The organism is Bacteroides sp. 3_1_13 (assembly GCF_001185845.1).
Classification (GTDB): Bacteria; Bacteroidota; Bacteroidia; order Bacteroidales; family Bacteroidaceae; genus Bacteroides; species Bacteroides xylanisolvens.
In genome coordinates, this window is record NZ_KQ236956.1 from 1590793 (window position 1) to 1610678 (window position 19886).

16 protein-coding genes and 1 tRNA gene are annotated in these 19886 nt (G+C 40.7%); 8 read left to right on the plus strand and 9 right to left on the minus strand.

Annotation, left to right across the window (positions count from 1 at the left end):
• Positions 1-37 precede the first annotated feature (37 nt).
• On the minus strand, positions 38-1912 hold the full coding sequence (locus tag HMPREF9009_RS18940; protein ID WP_049702992.1) for an FAD-dependent oxidoreductase: 1875 nt from the start codon (positions 1910-1912) through the stop codon (positions 38-40).
• Positions 1913-2246: 334 nt separating this feature from the next.
• Here HMPREF9009_RS18940 and HMPREF9009_RS18945 point away from each other — a divergent pair, with 334 nt between their 5' ends.
• The gene (locus HMPREF9009_RS18945; RefSeq protein WP_004307234.1) at positions 2247-3455 is read left to right on the plus strand and encodes an ROK family transcriptional regulator; all 1209 of its coding nucleotides are present in this window, start codon (positions 2247-2249) and stop codon (positions 3453-3455) included.
• A gap of 221 nt (positions 3456-3676) precedes the next feature.
• Here the strand turns inward: HMPREF9009_RS18945 and HMPREF9009_RS18950 are convergent.
• Positions 3677-3749, minus strand: a tRNA-Thr gene (locus HMPREF9009_RS18950).
• A 108-nt stretch (positions 3750-3857) separates the two neighbouring features.
• Positions 3858-5897, minus strand: a complete 2040-nt coding sequence (locus HMPREF9009_RS18955; protein ID WP_049702993.1) for a DUF3352 domain-containing protein — start codon at positions 5895-5897, stop codon at positions 3858-3860.
• A gap of 104 nt (positions 5898-6001) precedes the next feature.
• On the opposite strand from HMPREF9009_RS18955, the gene HMPREF9009_RS18960 reads away from it, so the two are divergent.
• The 7 genes from HMPREF9009_RS18960 to xpt all read left to right on the plus strand — a co-directional run bounded on the left by HMPREF9009_RS18960 (position 6002) and on the right by xpt (position 13231).
• On the plus strand, positions 6002-6583 hold the full coding sequence (locus tag HMPREF9009_RS18960) for an epoxyqueuosine reductase QueH (RefSeq protein WP_008022000.1): 582 nt from the start codon (positions 6002-6004) through the stop codon (positions 6581-6583).
• 27 nt (positions 6584-6610) lie between these two features.
• Entirely contained in the window at positions 6611-7489 is an 879-nt protein-coding gene (locus tag HMPREF9009_RS18965; RefSeq protein WP_049702994.1) for a DNA/RNA non-specific endonuclease, read from the plus strand.
• A gap of 458 nt (positions 7490-7947) precedes the next feature.
• Complete coding sequence (gene mltG, locus HMPREF9009_RS18970; RefSeq protein WP_049702995.1) at positions 7948-8985, plus strand: endolytic transglycosylase MltG; 1038 nt, start codon at positions 7948-7950, stop codon at positions 8983-8985.
• 83 nt (positions 8986-9068) lie between these two features.
• Positions 9069-10661, plus strand: coding sequence for a thiamine pyrophosphate-dependent enzyme (locus HMPREF9009_RS18975; protein WP_004313250.1), 1593 nt, complete (start codon positions 9069-9071; stop codon positions 10659-10661).
• Positions 10662-10664: 3 nt separating this feature from the next.
• On the plus strand, positions 10665-11249 hold the full coding sequence (locus HMPREF9009_RS18980) for an indolepyruvate oxidoreductase subunit beta (RefSeq protein WP_004311458.1): 585 nt from the start codon (positions 10665-10667) through the stop codon (positions 11247-11249).
• 11 nt (positions 11250-11260) lie between these two features.
• The gene (locus HMPREF9009_RS18985) at positions 11261-12568 is read left to right on the plus strand and encodes a phenylacetate--CoA ligase (protein ID WP_004311457.1); all 1308 of its coding nucleotides are present in this window, start codon (positions 11261-11263) and stop codon (positions 12566-12568) included.
• Between the two features lie 90 nt (positions 12569-12658).
• Positions 12659-13231, plus strand: coding sequence for a xanthine phosphoribosyltransferase (gene xpt, locus HMPREF9009_RS18990; protein WP_004311456.1), 573 nt, complete (start codon positions 12659-12661; stop codon positions 13229-13231).
• A 17-nt stretch (positions 13232-13248) separates the two neighbouring features.
• Here xpt and HMPREF9009_RS18995 read toward each other — a convergent pair whose 3' ends face one another.
• From HMPREF9009_RS18995 to HMPREF9009_RS19020, 6 genes are all read right to left on the minus strand, one after another.
• Positions 13249-14010, minus strand: a complete 762-nt coding sequence (locus HMPREF9009_RS18995; protein ID WP_049702996.1) for an EFR1 family ferrodoxin — start codon at positions 14008-14010, stop codon at positions 13249-13251.
• Between the two features lie 359 nt (positions 14011-14369).
• Positions 14370-14720 carry a 50S ribosomal protein L20 gene (rplT, locus tag HMPREF9009_RS19000; protein WP_004297540.1) on the minus strand — a complete coding sequence of 117 codons (351 nt, stop codon included), beginning with the start codon at positions 14718-14720 and terminating at the stop codon, positions 14370-14372.
• Positions 14721-14818: 98 nt separating this feature from the next.
• The gene (rpmI, locus tag HMPREF9009_RS19005) at positions 14819-15016 is read right to left on the minus strand and encodes a 50S ribosomal protein L35 (protein WP_004326827.1); all 198 of its coding nucleotides are present in this window, start codon (positions 15014-15016) and stop codon (positions 14819-14821) included.
• Between the two features lie 68 nt (positions 15017-15084).
• Positions 15085-15696 carry a translation initiation factor IF-3 gene (infC, locus tag HMPREF9009_RS19010; protein WP_049702997.1) on the minus strand — a complete coding sequence of 204 codons (612 nt, stop codon included), beginning with the start codon at positions 15694-15696 and terminating at the stop codon, positions 15085-15087.
• Between the two features lie 72 nt (positions 15697-15768).
• Complete coding sequence (thrS, locus tag HMPREF9009_RS19015; protein WP_004311453.1) at positions 15769-17709, minus strand: threonine--tRNA ligase; 1941 nt, start codon at positions 17707-17709, stop codon at positions 15769-15771.
• Positions 17710-17791: 82 nt separating this feature from the next.
• Positions 17792-19822, minus strand: a complete 2031-nt coding sequence (locus HMPREF9009_RS19020; RefSeq protein ID WP_049702998.1) for a tetratricopeptide repeat protein — start codon at positions 19820-19822, stop codon at positions 17792-17794.
• Positions 19823-19886: the final 64 nt, after the last annotated feature.

Here is a 19886-nt window from a genome sequence, read left to right on the forward strand (position 1 = left end):
TAATTAAAACAGCAGTTAACACTTATATTATTATTACCTATTGAATATATTGTCCTGTAATATCTACTTTTTTATTATTGAAAGGATCTAATATCTGATCAATCAAAATTGCCATTTCACTTCGTAGGATGTCTCGATTCATATCAAAGTCCTTCAATTCAAATTCATTCCATATCTCTTCTACCCTACCCTCTTTCATCTCAATACCTTCTTTTTCTGCAATCTCTCCTATTAGCTCTGTAGCTTTCTGAATTGATATGGTATTATTACCTTCGAATACTTGCTTATTGACAAAAGGATAAACATCACCCAATCCTTTCAACTCATTTGCCAATAATAATGTATCCGCTCTGAACCACATTTGATTTGACCAGTCAACACTTTTACCTATACCTTTTAATATACCTGTAGAGCCGATACGTTGTAGTGACTTAAACATTGGGTGATCTAACTCAACATCTAAATAAGGCAATAAATATCCTTTTCCATCCAAAATCGCATTTTGTACTTCCCGAACAGATACTTCTCTTATGTTTTTACCTTCTTTCACCGCAAGAGCTGCCAATGCTCCCGCTGCCTGCCCGATCTGCATAACCATCGGCTGCAAACGAGTGGTACCATTAATTATATTAGAAACAGATATTGATTTTTCAGCAACAATCAATCCTTCAACATCTTTCGGAATCAAAGTTCCTAAAGGTAAACCGTATGACGGTATCGGATGAAAATAAAGATTAGGCAACTCTTCATATCCATGATAACGCGTATGATGATGGTCCACAGGATAATTCCCCACGGCAATACAAGTACGATAAAGAGGTTGAGACTGCCTGAACGGTTCACAAGCATGATTTAAATCAAAACGTACTAGCCCATGGATTCTCCTAGACTCTCTATGGTAAGGAATAAATGGCAATTTGTCGGCTGTAGGATATTCATCGTCAGCCAAGCCCAATGTATTAAAACCTAATTCATGTTGCAGAAAATAAACGAAACACATCGTATAATGTTTTGCATATTTCAAGGCTTCTTCACGTTCCTCACGGGTCATTTCAATCAAGTTTACATAATAATCATTGCCTTCTATCGGCCAATTAATCATGTATTTATTATTAGGAAGTTTTCCATAAGTTATCATCATGTCTTTAGACCATACACGATCCGGTTCTTTAGGCGTGATACAAACATGACTGGCACAAGCACAAGCAAATTCATCCTTATTATATCCTTCAGGACAAGGAATAGTCACATCTTTACCATAATCTTTCAAGATTGCTACGTATGTAATATCCTGAACTATATTATTTTTCTCTTCCGGAGCGATATCTTCTTTTGTATCATGACGGCTTTCCATACCGACATCATATTTCACCCCGCACATTTTTGCTATATCCCCCAATTCAGTACCATCAATCAATATTTTAGCATGTATTTTTTTGATTGTATTATCTTTCATCTGAATTTGAGCAATCCAAACATCTTTCTCTCTTTCCAGCTTTACCAAGGTAGCATTATGCCATACTTTTAGATTTTTCTCCGCGTCAACCATTTCATGGAAAATTTTATTTCCGACTGAAGGTTCAAACAACACTGCACTCACCCAACCGGTTTTTAGAGAATCAAGTCCACCATAATAATCTGCCAAATGTTCGCGAAACTCACCAAACAAACCTGCCGGTAAATCATAGTTTCCGTCAACAGCACTTACACCTGCAGATGTAAGCATTCCACCCAGCCATTCTGTTTCTTCTACTATCAATGTTGCAGCCCCCATTCGAGCAGACTGAATACCAGCAGTCACTCCACTGGCACCTCCACCAATAATTAGCACATCAACAGAATCATCCGAATGAGAGCATGCTGTAAAACACAAAGCAAATAATAAACACAGACCTAAAAAATAGTTTCTCATACTAAATTCATTTAAGGATATAGAGTTTTATTAATAATATCACGGCACAAATATAGCTATATTTATTAAATAAACAATAGATAATAAAATATTTTATTAATAAAATCATTATTTCTTGCATTATTAATTAATAGAAGGGGGAATTACCTCACAAATCGTCTTCTTTCATTTATTATATCCACAATCATCCATAGCTACATTATCCTATATATAAATCCATTACATAGTATATAGGGAATAGAACATTCAAGACATTCTAATTTTCAAGGCCTCAAAACCACGTATTAATAAAAAAATTAATTATCTTTGTGTGAATTACCAAATATACATAGTTATGAACCAACAATTCTTGAAAGAAATAGAAAAGGGCTCTAAAAGCGCTCTCGTCAAAAAGAGGATTATTACACATTATATATATAATGGAAGTTCCACAATTCCCGATCTTTCAAAAGAACTGGATTTAAGTGTACCAACCGTCACCAAATTTATCGGTGAAATGTGTGATGACGGATATATTAATGATTATGGCAAATTGGAGACTAGTGGCGGACGCCATCCCAACCTCTATGGGCTTAATCCGGAATCCGGTTACTTTTTGGGTGTAGACATCAAAAGATTCGCTGTCAATATCGGACTGATAAATTTCAAAGGCGATATGGTAGAATTGAAAATGAATATACCTTATAAGTTTGAGAACTCAATCGAAGGGATGAATGAGTTATGCAAGCATATTCTCAATTTTATAAAGAAGCTCACTATTAATAAAGAGAAGATCTTAAATATCAATGTAAATGTGTCGGGACGTGTAAATCCTGAATCAGGGTATAGCTTCAGTCAATTCAATTTTGAGGAAAGGCCGTTGGCGGATGTATTATCCGAAAAATTGGGATATAAAGTAACCATTGATAATGACACACGCGCCATGACTTATGGCGAATACATGCAAGGCTGCGTGAAAGGAGAAAAGGATATCATTTTTGTAAATGTAAGCTGGGGAGTAGGTATCGGAATTATTATTGATGGTAAGATTTATACCGGAAAATCCGGATTCTCCGGTGAATTTGGACACATGAGTGCTTATGATAATGAGATAATCTGCCATTGCGGAAAAAAAGGTTGCTTGGAGACGGAAGCTTCCGGATCGGCACTTCATCGTATCTTATTAGAGCGTATTCAAAGTGGGGAAAGTTCCATTCTATCTACACGAATCGCCACAGAGGAAAATCCGATCACTCTTGATGAGATCATTGCCGCTGTGAATAAAGAAGACCTGCTTTGCATTGAAATTGTAGAAGAAATCGGGCAGAAACTAGGCAAACAGATTGCCGGGCTAATCAATATCTTCAACCCGGAACTGGTTATTATAGGTGGAACTTTATCTTTAACCGGTGATTATATCACCCAGCCCATAAAAACAGCCGTACGCAAGTACTCTCTAAATCTGGTTAATAAAGATTCAGCCATCATCACATCTAAGCTGAAAGACAAAGCCGGCATCGTTGGTGCTTGTATGCTCGCACGCAGCAGAATGTTTGAAAGCTAGTTTTATCTTCTACGCTGGGAGAAAAAGTTATCTATAAAGCGAACGATATAGACTACGGCTACTCCGGCAACCACTAAAACAATAATACGACTCAACATAGATTACATTTTTATATTTCACATCTATTACATACGCAGGATTTCCCTTTTAAAATAAGAATAGGGAATCCTGTAAAAACTAGAACGCTGATTATTAATTAATAATCAGCGTTCTAGTTTGAGAGCCGCTAGCCAGACTTGAACTGGCGACCTACGCGTTACGAATGCGTTGCTCTACCAACTGAGCTATAGCGGCGTTTGTCTCTCGTTTACGGCGTGCAAAATTACAGCTTTATTTGAGAAAACAAAAAGAATCCGATTATTTTTTGAGCATAATTTTTAAATCAACTTTTGTTGACGTAATCTAGAACTTTTCTTTGCGCTCAAATTTTCCGTCCTCGGTATAGTACTTCCATGTACCCTTCGGTTTATTATTTGCATACTTTCCACGAAGCTTCAATGTCCCATCTTCATAATATTCACGGTAACGACCGTGACGTTTTCCTTCCTTTACTTCCACTTCACTCTTCAACGCTCCCTCCGGATAAAACTCCCTCAAAACGTTTCCTTCAAACTTTTCGACATAGAAACGCTTCAATTCGCTCATCTGTTCTTTTTCAGTTTCAGCATCTTCGTTCATTTCCTCATCATCTTCATCGGCAGCAATGGCAACAACCTCCTCCGGTTGATATGGACTGTAATCCATCACATATTGCAAAGAAGCTGACCGTCCATCTCCTATAACCTGCATAGTCCAGTAAGGAAACGAATACAGAATATCTTTATTGGATTGTATTTCATTCCATGTGGCAGGATTCATCATAGGTTTCAGTTGGGAATAAAACTTGTGCACATCCGTATATAAGAAAATGGTAGAACTTGACTTTAAATAGGAAAGCGCATTTTCAAATCCCGGATTATTTTTCAATAAATTCTTCTGCTCGTAATCTTCCACAAAAGAGAGCAAAGACGCAGCCTTATTACTAAAAACTACATAATCATCGACATAAGTATAATATGGCTTTTCAAATTTATCAAATAGTTTTCCAAAGAACAGTCGGAAAAAGCCTTTCATTTCGACGTAATTAATCTCGAAATCTTTATAATTGACCGTCTTTATCTTAACCGGACTGCGCCGCTTAATCTTCTTTTCTATTAATTCCATGTTCTTACGGGCATCTTTTATACTTTTAGCTCTGATAGCCAGAATTAGTTCTGGGTCATGCCCCAACAACCCCGGTTCGGATTGCGTAATAGCAAATTCTCCCGACATCCAACTCAAAAAGTTTTCTTCCAAAGAGATCCCGAATAGCCCTTCAATCTTTTTCCGGGAACTTTGATAAGAATCATACAATTGTTTATTATGAACCGACATCGCATTCTCCAGCTCTTTTACAAAAGTTACCGGGTTGTTGAAACCTATATTGGTATAAAGAGCCGTCCGCCCGGACAGAATCTCATGCGCTTTCATTTTATGTTTTCCCGAATTCAATAAAGCAGTGACATAAGGATCGGCAGAATCTTTTCTCAACGTATACCCTTTCACTTCCATCCGCTCCTTATCCGTATTTAGGTAAAGTCCGGCAAAATTCATAGAATTGCTAAACAGATCAATGTATTCGTTTCTTGCCCCCAGATAAATAGACATGAATTGAGGTACGCGCGCATAATTAATAAAGACTCTGACAAGCCCCTTGCCGGAAACCAACTTCTCCGTTTCAATAAAAGACTGGTCGAGTCCGATTTTGGGTTTATTACGCGAATCAATAGCCGATTCGACAAGCCCGGACGTATAAGATCCTACCAAATGATTATCCACAAAAGCAATATAGAAAATATCCCTTGTTTCGGGATCACGCATTTCAAGGATATTAATGCCGTTATGCATCCGGTTGGTGACAGTAAAGCCACTCATGACCAATACAGTTTCCACCTGGTCTTTCAATAAATCCATTTTCGATGTTTTCTGCATATCCAGAATCAGCAGAAAATCCCACTTTGTGGCACGGGTCTTGTGAAGCGAAATAAGCATATCCCGTTCACCAACAAGCGACAACAACACTTTATTGCTTTTGACTACTGAATCGAGCTTCTCTACACTCTCCGTTACTTCCTCGAAAGATTTCGCTTTCTTCAGACATTGCCATGTTTCACTTCCACTAAACTTTTCCCAATCTTCAATCGGGGCCGATGATTGAATGATAAACGCAGCATCTTCGGGAACCAGATAGATTTGCTGAATATTACGATCAGGCGAAACAAATAAATAAACTACGGAATATACAACATATACCGCCAAAGCTAATGCAGCCACAACTAAAGTTCTCTTTACAATTTTCGAGGTACTTTTTTTCTTCTCCGGGCTTGCATATTGCTCTTCTTGCCCGCAATTTAATTCATCCATTATTGTTCTGTTATAAACTTGAGTGGACAAAGATACTAAAAAAACTATTCTGAATAAAACATAAACCATTGACTCGTATCGTAAATATGTACTAACTTTACAGCATGAAAAAGAAATTCCAACTCGAAGTTCCGGGAGGAGCCGATAAAGTCTTGCTTCATACTTGTTGTGCTCCTTGTTCATCAGCCATTATTGAATGTATGATGCAACATCATATCACCCCCGTTATTTATTATTGCAATCCTAATATTTATCCGCAGGAAGAGTATATTATAAGAAAAGAAGAATGTACGCGCTATGCCCAATCATTGGGATTGGAGATTATAGATGCTGATTACGATCATGAAAACTGGCGATGTCACATAATAGGAATGGAGCAGGAACCTGAAAGAGGAGGACGTTGCCTGCGTTGTTTTAAACTGCGTTTATTGGAGACAGCCCGTTACGCACACGAACATGGTTTCTCTGTAATTACCACGACACTTGCCTCCAGCCGTTGGAAAAGTCTGGAGCAGATCAATGAAGCCGGACAATATGCTACCGCCTCTTACCCGGATGTTACGTACTGGGAACAGAATTGGCGGAAAGGGGGACTTAGCGAGCGACGTATTGCCATCATTAAAGAATACAACTTTTACAACCAACAATATTGCGGTTGCGAATTCAGCATGAGAAAAGAAGAATAAAACAAACCTGTCATCACCAGCCAATCAATGAATCGAAATAAAAAAGGTAAAAACAGAAAACTATTCAAAAAGAAATCACATTCTAATAATAGATTAGGATGTATCATCGCCATTATTGTGCTCATTCCTATTCTTTTTGGTGTTTATTTGTATTGCCAGCAGATTAATATCCAGAAAAATAACGAACCGCAAACTGATACTTCCTTTCAGATTCCACCCGGCAAAGATCTGGAGACACCTATATCACTAGTTCCCCGGCAAGAACAAATCATCCGGCATAGCGGATATACGGTATCATACAACAAAGATTTAAAAATTCCCAACTGGGTTTCTTACGAATTAACCAGGGAAGAAACCAAAGGAAAAGAAAAAAGAGGTAATCGTTTTATTGCCGATCCACTAGTGACAGGTCCGATTGCCACAAATGCCGACTATACCCGTTCAGGATATGACAAAGGTCATATGGCTCCCGCAGCAGATATGAAATGGAGTCCTGAAGCCATGAAAGAATCATTTTATTTCAGCAATATGTGTCCGCAACATCCACAACTAAACAGAAGAGGATGGAAAAATCTGGAAGAAAAGATCCGGGATTGGGCCATAGCAGACAGCGCCATCATTATTATATGTGGTCCTATTATTGAAAAATATCCCAAAACAATCGGAAAGAATAAAGTCGTAGTACCTCAAAAGTTTTTTAAAGTAGTCCTTTCTCCTTTTGTCAAGCCGATGCGAGCTATCGGTTTCTTATTCAATAATGAGCAGGCAGTAGAACCTCTATCATCCTATGCGGTAACAATAGATAGCATCGAGAACCTGACTAACATGGATTTCTTCGCACCTCTGCCCGATGAGATAGAAAACAAAATAGAAGCAGATATTAATTACTCCCTGTGGCCTAATTAAGTAGCAAAACTCGTTTCTCTGAAATGAATTCATTTCCCTGTGCCAATGGCATTCTAGTTACAAACAGACTCTCACTTCAATAAAAGGGAGTTGTTGTATTACTCTCAAGGTTTCACATTGTAACGTCAAGAGATTGTCTTATTCCCACATATTGTGGGAAAGTATTCTCTTATTTTATGAGAAAATATTCCCATATATTGCAGGAAAATAGTCCCACAATATATGGGAATAATGGGACTACGCTGGAAACAAAAAGATAATTGCAATGAATGCCAAGCAGCACAATAAGCAACTGAATAAATCAAGCAAGGCAGACGTAACGTGAAAGAATGAATTTACAATCGCACCGAAAGAAAATATACTTTTAATGTAATCGCCTTATGATTCATCCTAAAAAGAGAACACTCCTATCCAAATTCTTTTTATCTTTGACGAACTTTTTAAATACACCTCAAAAGATGAAGAAAAAAAAGAGAAATATTCTACTATCAATTCTAATCGGAGCATTCCTCCTTTGTGCAGTTGCCGGAGGCACCTTTTATTATTATCTGTTTGCCCCCCAATTTCACTCATCTAAAACCGTATATATTTATGTAGACCGGGATGATACTGCCGATTCTATTTACCATAAAATAAAAGAATTCGGGCATGTCAATAAGTTCACCGGATTCCAGTGGATGGCAAAATACAAGGATTTCGATCAGAATATCCATACCGGTCGTTACGCCATTCGCCCCAATGACAATGTTTATCATGTATATAGCCGTTTTTCCAGAGGTTATCAGGAGCCTATGAACCTTACTATCGGAAGCGTCCGGACATTAGACCGATTGGCGCGAAGCATCGGCAAGCAACTCATGATAGACTCTGCCGAAATCGCGAGCCAACTGTTCGACTCTACTTTCCAAGCTCAAATGGGATATACCAACATAACACTCCCCAGCCTTTTCATACCGGAAACCTATCAGGTATATTGGGACATGAGCGTAGACGAATTCTTCAAACGAATGAAGGACGAACACGAACGATTTTGGAATAAAGATCGCCTGTCACAAGCTACCGCCATCGGCATGACACCGGAAGAAGTCAGCACACTTGCTTCCATCGTTGAAGAAGAAACCAACAACAACGAAGAAAAGCCAATGGTAGCCGGATTGTATATCAACCGGTTACACCAAGATATGCCCTTACAAGCAGATCCCACTATCAAATTTGCCCTGCAGGATTTTGGCCTGCGCCGAATTACCAACGAGCATTTAAAAGTCAATTCTCCCTATAATACCTATATAAATACCGGATTACCTCCGGGTCCCATCCGTATTCCCTCTAAAAAGGGAATAGATAGCGTGTTGAACTATACCAAACATAACTATATCTACATGTGTGCCAAAGAAGATTTTTCCGGAACTCACAACTTTGCCTCCAATTACGCCGACCACATGGCAAATGCAAGAAAATACTGGAAAGCCCTGAATGAAAGAAAGATTTTCAAGTAAATTTGTGATAAAACGAACGGAAAAGCCTATCTTTGCCCGATAGATTAACAAACTGTGATCAACACTAAATAAAAGAAATAGATATGAGCAAGCAACTCTTACTTGGCGATGAAGCCATTGCACAAGCTGCACTGGATGCCGGACTTTCAGGCGTTTATGCCTATCCGGGTACTCCTTCAACTGAAATTACGGAATATATTCAAATGGCCCCTATAACGACCGAACAGAATATACACAACCGTTGGTGTGCCAATGAAAAAACAGCGATGGAAGCTGCGTTGGGTATGTCTTTCGTAGGTAAACGGGCATTAGTTTGCATGAAGCACGTAGGTATGAATGTAGCTGCCGACTGTTTCGTCAACTCTGCCATCACAGGCGTGAAAGGCGGATTGATTGTGATAGCCGCAGACGATCCCAGTATGCACTCCTCGCAGAACGAACAGGACAGCCGTTTCTACGGAGATTTCTCACTGATACCGATGTACGAACCAAGCAATCAGCAGGAAGCGTATGATATGGTATACAGTGGCTTCGAATTCTCTGAAAAGCTAGGCGAACCGATCCTGATGCGTATGGTAACCCGCCTGGCACACTCCCGTTCAGGAGTAGAACGCAAAGAGCAAAAGCCGCAGAACAGCATCTCTTTCAGCGAAGATCCGCGTCAGTTCATCTTGTTGCCGGGAAATGCCCGCAAACGCTACAAAGTATTGCTTGCCCGCCAAGACGAATTTATCAAAGCTTCAGAAGAATCACCTTATAATAAATACACAGACGGTCCTAACAAAAAGCTGGGAATCGTAGCTTGTGGTATCGGTTACAATTATCTGATGGAAAACTATCCGGAAGGTTGCGAATATCCGGTACTCAAGATCGGCCAATATCCATTGCCTAAAAAACAATTGCATCAATTGATCGAGTCTTGTGACGAAATCCTAGTTCTGGAAGACGGACAACCCTTTGTAGAAAAACAATTGAAAGGCTATCTGGGTATCGGCGTTAAAGTAAAAGGACGCCTCGACGGTACTCTGTCACAGGACGGAGAATTAAATCCGGACTCTGTAGCCCGTGCCGTAGGCAAAGAGAATAAATCGGAATTCGGTATTCCTTCTGTTGTAGAAATGCGCCCGCCTGCACTTTGCGAAGGCTGCGGACACCGCGATATGTATATCACGCTGACCGAAGTTCTGAAAGAAGAATATCCATCCCATAAAGTATTCAGCGATATCGGCTGTTACACATTAGGCGCAAATGCTCCTTTCAATGCAATCAACTCATGTGTGGATATGGGTGCTTCCATCACGATGGCAAAAGGTGCCGCTGACGGAGGTCTTTTCCCGGCCGTAGCTGTCATCGGCGATTCAACGTTCACCCATTCCGGAATGACCGGACTGTTAGATTGTGTGAACGAGAACGCCAGTGTAACTATCGTCATCTCCGACAATGAAACTACCGCCATGACAGGTGGACAGGATTCTGCCGGAACCGGACGCATCGAAGCGATCTGTGCAGGTATCGGAGTAGATCCGGCCCATATCCGTGTAGTTACTCCATTGAAGAAGAACTATGAGGAGATGAAGCAAATCATTCGCGAAGAAATAGAATATCGTGGTGTATCTGTAATTATCCCACGCAGAGAGTGTATCCAGACATTAGCACGCAAAAAAAGAAGTAAGTAAGCCATGAAAAAAGACATTATATTATCAGGAGTCGGTGGACAGGGAATTCTGTCCATTGCCACAGTAATCGGCAAAGCTGCCTTGAAAGAAGGATTATACATGAAACAAGCGGAAGTGCACGGAATGAGTCAACGCGGAGGAGATGTCCAATCCAATCTCCGTATCAGCGACCAGCCGATTGCTTCAGACCTGATCCCGTCAGGCAAATGTGATCTCATCATCTCATTGGAACCGATGGAAGGATTGCGTTACCTCCCCTACCTTAGCCCTACCGGCTGGTTGGTGACTAACGAAACTCCGTTTGTCAACATCCCCAATTATCCGGAAACAGACAAAGTGATGGCAGAAATCAACAAACTGCCTCATAAGATAGTATTGAACGTAGACAAAGTGGCAAAAGAAGTAGGCTCCGCCCGCGTTGCCAACATTGTCTTACTGGGAGCAACAATCCCATTCCTGGGCATTGATTACGAAAAAGTGCAAGACAGCATCCGTGAAATCTTCCTACGCAAGGGAGAAGCAATTGTAGAAATGAATCTTAAAGCATTGGCAGCCGGCAAAGAAATTGCGGAAAAGCTAATGCAATAAAAGGCATTACCATGAGTACACAATACTGGGAAGAAGAATTAGAAACCATGAGCCGGGAGAAGTTGCAGGAATTGCAGCTTCAACGGCTTAAAAAAACAATTAATATAGCTGCGAACGCTCCATATTACAAAGACGTTTTCAGCAAACATGGCATCACAGCAGATAGCATACAGTCATTGGATGATATCCGCAAAGTACCTTTCACTACCAAGTCTGACATGCGCGCCCACTACCCGTTCGGACTGGTGGCAGGTGATATGAGCAATGATGGTGTACGTATTCACTCTTCCAGTGGTACCACCGGAAACCCGACTGTTATTGTTCACTCACAACACGACCTCGATTCCTGGGCCAACCTGGTAGCCCGCTGTCTGTACGCAGTAGGAATACGCAAGACTGACGTTTTCCAAAACAGCTCCGGATACGGTATGTTTACAGGAGGCTTAGGCTTCCAATACGGTGCAGAACGCTTGGGCTGCCTGACAGTCCCTGCCGCTGCAGGAAACAGTAAACGACAGATTAAATTCATCAACGACTTTAAGACTACCGCTTTACATGCTATCCCCAGCTATGCCATCCGCCTTGCAGAAGTCTTCCAGGAAGAAGGTCTCGATCCCAAAGGAACCACACTGAAAACCCTGGTTATCGGTGCCGAACCCCACACCGACGAACAACGCCGGAAAATAGAAAAGATGCTGGGTGTAAAAGCATACAACAGCTTCGGTATGACAGAGATGAACGGCCCCGGTGTTGCCTTCGAATGTCAGGAACAAAATGGAATGCACTTCTGGGAAGACTGTTACCTGGTAGAAATTATCGATCCGGAAACAGGCGAACCTGTTCCGGAAGGAGAAATCGGAGAATTAGTACTTACGACTCTCGATCGTGAAATGATGCCGTTAATTCGCTATCGTACCCGCGATTTAACCCGTATTCTTCCCGGAAAATGCCCATGTGGCCGTACCCATATCCGTATCGACCGTATCAAAGGCCGCAGTGATGACATGTTCATTATCAAGGGAGTAAACATCTTCCCGATGCAGGTAGAAAAGATTCTCGTACAATTCCCCGAATTAGGCAGCAACTACCTGATTACGCTGGAAACTGTCAACAACCAAGACGAAATGATCGTCGAAGTAGAATTAAGCGACCTTTCTACCGACAATTATATTGAACTGGAGAAGATCCGCAAGGATATTACCCGCCAATTGAAGGATGAAATATTGGTGACTCCTAAAGTTAAACTGGTAAAGAAAGGCTCTCTCCCTCAAAGCGAAGGAAAAGCCGTCCGGGTGAAAGACTTAAGAGACAACAAGTAACGATTCAAATATCCATGTGCTAATATACCAACCGCCGTTTTCACCATGCGGGATGGAATATTAGCACATTATTAATTAATATCATACAGCATGCAATTACTTAAAAAAAGAATTCTGCAAGACGGAAAATGCTACGAAGGAGGTATCCTGAAAGTAGACGGTTTTATTAATCATCAAATGGATCCTGTCCTGATGAAATCAATCGGAGTCGAGTTTGTCCGTCGTTTTGCAGCCACAAACGTAAATAAGATTATGACAATCGAAGCCAGCGGCATCGCCCCGGCTATCATGACAGGCTACCTGATGGATTTACCAGTTGTATTTGCAAAGAAAAAGTCTCCTAAAACCATTCAGAATGCACTAAGCACCACTGTGCACTCATTCACCAAAGATCGTGATTATGAAGTCGTTATCAGTGCCGATTTCCTCACTCCAAATGACAATGTTCTTTTCGTGGATGACTTCCTCGCGTATGGCAATGCCGCATTAGGCATTATCGACCTCATCAAGCAATCCGGAGCAAATTTGGTAGGAATGGGATTCATTATTGAAAAAGCCTTCCAAAATGGGCGTAAAAAACTTGAGGAGCAAGGCGTCAGAGTAGAAAGCCTAGCTATCATTGAAGATTTATCCAATTGCTGCATTAAAATCAAAGACGAGTAGATTGATTGGCGAGTAGATTAATTAGGATTGAAATACTGCCCTTTATCTTTCGTTCTTTTCCCATATTGCACCGCATGCTGCGGACAAACATGATAACATGCCAGGCATGAGGTGCAATCCATCCCCCAAACAGGCTTTCTGCCCATCATCATAATATTCCCTACCGGACAACTCTTCTCACAACGCCTACATCCAATACAAGCATCCGTAGTATAAAAATTCTCGGGAGACATCTGAAAGCGATTAAATAAAGGATTGATAATCCTCGTCTTAATAAAAGGAATACTCCCTTCATGACAAAGAAACAACTCTTCCCTCCTACTTATTGAAGCATTAATTTGATTGACAGTCGGAATAGCATCTGCCAGTTTTTTCTCCTCTAGTTCTTTCTTATCTACGTCAAAACCGGGAAGCAATACATAATTATTGGGCATAGTCACAGAAAAGCCTGCATGACACTTCCAGCCTTTATGACTCAAAGCCTTCTCCAGCACCTGCTGCGTAAGCCCGGTATCATCCCCACAGGAACAAACAAAAAACAAATATTGTCTTTTATACCCCTTTAAAGAGAGTTGCCGAATAAAATTAAGTACGATTGCAGGAGGCGCCCACGAATAGACAGGAAATACAAAACCGATCTTTTCATCTTTCCGCAAACAAAACTCAAACGTTCTGTCCTTTAACGCATCGGGAATAAAAACCAATTCTTCTTTTTGCTCTTTGGAAAGCTGATTTGCAATCCATTTAGAATTACCTGTACCGGAGAAATAGAATATCATAGAAAAGTATATAAAAAAGCCGCATCGACGATGTGATGAAACTCTGATAGAACAAGATTTGAGCGCTCGCCCTCTTTGTAATCCACCGGCTTAAAGCTGTCCCGAAGGATGTGGCCCGCCATTGAAGAACGAAGCTTTCTCGGTGCATCAGATTAATTTGAAGAGTTTCCCGATCCAGTCGATACGGCTAATATTTTTGTATCACAAATGTAATAAGAATACATGAAACTAACAAGAAAAAAAAAGGATTTTGTTTGCCAACTAACATTTTTTTTATTCCCTTTCATCTGCCTAACAAAAGAAAAGTGCCAGTTACTAGCTTAGTAACTGACACTTTGTAACTCGTAAACTATTGATGCTTAAGCAGCTTTTGCTTTTGCAACTACAGCTTTGAAAGCTTCCGGGTGATTCATAGCTAAATCAGCCAAAACCTTACGGTTTATTTCAATACCGGCTTTGTGCAGACCGCCCATCAATTTAGAATAAGACATTCCTTCAAGACGTGCAGCAGCGTTGATACGTTGTATCCAAAGAGCGCGGAAGTTTCTTTTCTTATTTCTACGGTCACGGAACGCGTAAGTCAAACCCTTTTCCCAAGTGTTTTTAGCTACGGTCCATACATTCTTTCTTGCACCAAAGTAACCTCTGGTTAATTTCAAAATTTTCTTTCTTCTTGCTTTTGAAGCAACATGATTTACTGATCTTGGCATAGTTTTACTTTTTTTGAATGTTAGCGCCGCTACTTCACGCAGCGAACTTCAGGCTAATGCATTCGGTTAATACTTTAATAATACTTTTACGCTTTTGATTACTTCATTGCTAAGAGTTCCTTAACCTGGCTTACATTTGTTGTATCAACAGTTGTAGAGTAGCACAGATTTCTTTTTCTCTTCTTAGTTTTCTTAGTCAAAATGTGACTGTGAAAAGCGTGCTTTCTTTTGATTTTACCTGTTCCGGTAAGGGTAAACCTTTTTTTAGAACCGGAGTTAGTCTTCATCTTTGGCATCTTACTTGTTTTTAAATTATTAAATATATAATGGCAACGCACTATACCTGCGCGTTACGCATCTTTTCTTATTCTTCGCCCTTTTCCGGCTTCTCTGCTTTTTGTGCAGGAGCAGCAGGTTTCGGTGCTCCAGCTGTTGCCGGCTTTTTAGGAGCTTCTTTCTTTTTCGGAGAAAGCTGAATAGTCATGCGCTTACCTTCCAGTATCGGCATTTGATCTACTTTAGCGTAGTCTTCCAGGTCATTTGCAAAACGAAGCAAAAGCACTTCACCTTGCTCCTTGAAAAGGATGGAGCGACCTTTAAAGAATACATAAGCCTTCACCTTATCGCCATCTTCCAAAAATCCTTTAGCATGCTTCAACTTAAAGTTGTAATCATGGTCGTCTGTCTGGGGTCCGAAACGGATTTCCTTCACATTAACCTTAACCTGCTTCGCTTTCTGTTCCTTCTGGCGTTTCTTTAATTGATAAAGAAATTTAGAATAATCAATAATACGACAAACAGGGGGTTGAGCATTAGGAGAAATTTCCACTAAATCCAATTCTCTCTCTTCAGCCATTTTCAGAGCCTGAAAGATTGGATATACTTTCGGTTCAATATCATCGCTTACTATGCGAACTTCCTTGGCACGAATCTGTTCATTGATTCTGTATTGCCCTTTTAGAGTGTCATTCTTCATTAAAAACGTTTACTTCCTAGTTTGATCTTTTTATTGTTATACTAAATATTTTATTCTGAAACGGCTGCAAAGTTACCATTTATTTATCATATTCTGAACTTCTTCGTTCAAAATTTTAGCAAATTCTTCAAATTTCATAGTTCCTTTGTCACCTTCGCCTTGTCTACGAACAGAAACTTCTCCATTTTCTGCTTCTTTTTCGCCGACAATCAGCATATAAGGAATACGTTTCATCTCATTATCACGAATCTTACGGCCGATCTTCTCGTTACGATCATCTACAATCGCACGGATTTCGTGTATCTTCAGATACATCTTCACCTGCTCTGCATATTCATTGAACTTCTCACTGATTGGCAGAATAACGACCTGTTCCGGTGTCAACCACAATGGGAATTTACCGGCAGTATGTTCAATCAGTACGGCAACAAAACGTTCCATTGATCCGAACGGAGCACGGTGAATCATTACTGGGCGATGCTTCTGATTGTCAGAACCCATATATTCAAGTTCAAAACGTTCCGGCAAGTTGTAGTCAACCTGGATCGTACCCAGTTGCCAACGACGGCCGATAGCGTCTTTCACCATAAAGTCAAGTTTAGGACCATAGAAAGCAGCTTCTCCATACTCAATCTTAGCTGGCAAGCCTTTTTCCGCACAAGCCTCGATAATAGCCTGTTCAGCCTTTTCCCAATTATCATCGCTACCGATGTACTTTTCACGGTTCACTTTATCACGCAAAGATATCTGTGCTTCAAAATTCTGGAAATCCATAGAACGGAACACAATAGATATGATATCCATCACACGAAGGAATTCATCTTTCACTTGTTCCGGACGGCAGAAGATATGCGCATCATCCTGTGTAAAGCTACGTACACGAGTTAAACCATGTAACTCACCACTTTGTTCATAACGACAAACCGTACCAAATTCTGCAATGCGCAATGGAAGGTCCTTATATGAACGTGGGAAGTTCTTGTAAATCTCACAGTGGTGAGGGCAGTTCATTGGTTTCAAGAAATACTCTTCACCCTCTTCCGGAGTATGAATAGGCTGGAATGCATCCTTACCATATTTTGCATAGTGACCTGAAGTCACATACAGCAATTTATTACCAATTGGCGGAGTGATTACTTCCTGATAATCGTAACGTGTCTGAATACGACGCAAGAACTCTTGCAGACGCAGGCGCAATGCAGTACCTTTCGGCAACCACATAGGAAGTCCCTTACCTACAGTTTCGGAGAACATAAACAACTGCATCTCCTTACCGATCTTACGGTGGTCACGCTTCTTCGCTTCTTCCAGCAATACCAGATATTCATCCAACATTTTCTTCTTCGGGAACGTGATACCATAAATACGGGTCAGCATCTTACGATCTTCATGACCACGCCAGTAAGCACCAGCCACTGAAGTCAACTTGATAGCCTTGATCGGAGCAGTCGTCATCAAGTGAGGACCACGACAAAGGTCAGTAAATGCACCCTGAGTATAAGTTGTAATGTGTCCGTCTTCCAGTTCGGAGATCAATTCACATTTGTATGTTTCGCCACGATCGCCAAACATTTTCAGAGCATCTGTCTTTGCGATGCTTTTTCTGACTACCTCTTCTTTCTTTGCAGCCAGTTCCAACATTTTAGCTTCAATGGCTGGAAGGTCGCTTTCTTTAATCACAGCTTCACCCGGATCCACATCATAGTAGAATCCGTTCTCGATAGCCGGTCCGATACCAAACTGGATACCCGGATAAAGTTCCTGCAAAGCTTCCGCCAGCAAGTGTGCACTTGTATGCCAAAACGCATGTTTACCCTCTTCATCATCCCATTTATAAAGAACAAAATTAGCATCTTCATTAATAGGACGTCCTAAATCATAAGTCTCGCCGTTCACTCCACATGCCAGCACTTCCTGTGCCAGACGCGAGCTGATACTTTCAGCAATCTGTAAACCGTTCACTCCTTCGTTATATTCACGAACGGAGCCATCGGGAAATGTTATCTTTATCATAATATGATGATGTTATATTTTCATAATTTGAACGCAAAAGTAACTAAATCTTTTGAGTTTTCTATTTTTTATCAAAAAAATGTTATTCCGATTGATCCGTAAAACGTTTGATAACATTATAAGCAGAAACAATCCCCAACTCACCGGCTTTACTCAAATCAGAAATACCCAGCTTATTATTTCCTAAGAAAATATGAGTCAGTCCACGATTGAAGTAAGCGTCTGCAAAATCAGGATTCAGCTCGATCGCCTTATCATAGTCGACAATTGCAGCCCGGTAATCTTTCAACATGGCAGAAACATTGGCACGATTATAATATGCATATACAAAGTCCGGAGCCAGATTAATCACCTTGTCCAAATCTTTTCTGACTACCTCATAATCTACCGCGGTAATCTCTTTACGCTTATTATCACCAGGAACAACATCTGTTTCGACAGCTTGTTCCGCTTTCTGATATTCCAACTGTTTACAACGAATCAATGCACGCATAAAATATGCCGGGAAGAAATCACCATCCAACAAGATTGTCTGAGTCAAATCAGAAACTGCACTCGAGAAGTCCTGCACCAAATAAAAATCAATTGCACGAGCAAAACGTTTTGAGGCATTCTTTTCATCTTCCACAATAGCCGATGTATGTGTATCGATCAAGGCAAAATGCACTTTCACCTGTTCTTCCGTCAACGGAGCTTCCATATTCGTGATGCGAAGACGTTTCGGAAGTATACCCGTACGGTTTAAATCCTCAATATATTTGTGGAAGTTCACCGAACGTTTCACGTCACTCATCTTCTCATAATAAGTCAAAGCGAACATCGGTTCCAGTTTTATATTTACGTTCTTATCCTGCACACGTCCACGATAATCACTTGTATAGCGTTGTTCAGCTTCAGAATCATCGGCAATCACTATCTTACGATAGTTATTCATATTCTTATCCGATTTCTTACGGGTCTTCTCTCCGCCTTCCTCTTCGTTTTCCTTATCCTTATTCTGTGCTACATCTTTATTCGTCACACCGTTCTGCTTATCTATCTGAGCTTTCATGACTTTAAACTCGTCCTGCTCTGCTCCTTTCTTGTCGCCAATCTTTCTGCGAGCTTCCGAACGCTGGTAATATCCGGCAAGGAAGTTCGGATACTGGTTGATAACGGTTGTGTAATCTTGTATAGCCCCGCGATAATCACCCGTTTGGGCACGTAGCAATCCACGGTTAAAGACAGCCATCATATTATCCGGCTCCATCTTGATGACAAAATCAAAGTCTTCGATAGCCCGGTTGTCGTCTCCTACCTGGGCACGCAACAAACCACGATTATAATGGCCGATAAAGTTATTCGGATCAATATCCAACGCCAGATCATAATCGCTCATAGCGCCTCTCAAATTATTCTGGTGAAAGCGTGCCAATGCACGGTTTATATAATTTCCCGCATTCTTAGCGCTCAAAGGAATAGCACGGTTGAAATCCGCTTCAGCTTCCGCATACTTAGCCTGCTGTAATTTAACAATCGCTCTTGCAGACCATGCGTCCGGATCATATTTATCCAGTTCAAGAGCCTTATTGAAGTCGTTCAAGGCAGCAATCGTATCTTTCTGTTGCAAGGACACTTCCCCCCTCATCAAATAAGCGCGGGTATAACGCGGAGATACTTTCAGCAAACTTTCCAAATCCTCTTTCGCAGCATCATAATCTTTCTTCTGGATATGAGATAATGTCAGATTATGCCATAAGGTAATATTCTCCGGATCATAATGCAATGCTTTCTTGTAATCTTCAATCGCTCCATCAAATTTACTCTGACGAATCCTTGCCAAACCACGAATCTGATAAGCACCCACCACAAACGGATTGCGTTGGATAGCTGCATCACAGTCTGTTTCAGCACCCTGAAAATCCTCCAGATTTAGTTTTGCCAATGCCCTGAAGAAATAGGGCTCATACAGATAAGGTTTAGCGTTAATAACCTGGTTAAAGTACTGAATAGAAAGTACATAGTCCTCAAAATAAAGAGCGTTTCGGGCAATAGTCATCACCCGATCCGTATTTATCTGAGCACACACCAGCGTTGGGAACAGTAATAAAACTGTTAAGATTCTTTTTACCATTGATATTTTATGCTTGTAAACGAAGCAAAAATAATGCTTTTCGCTTACTTAACAGGGATATAAA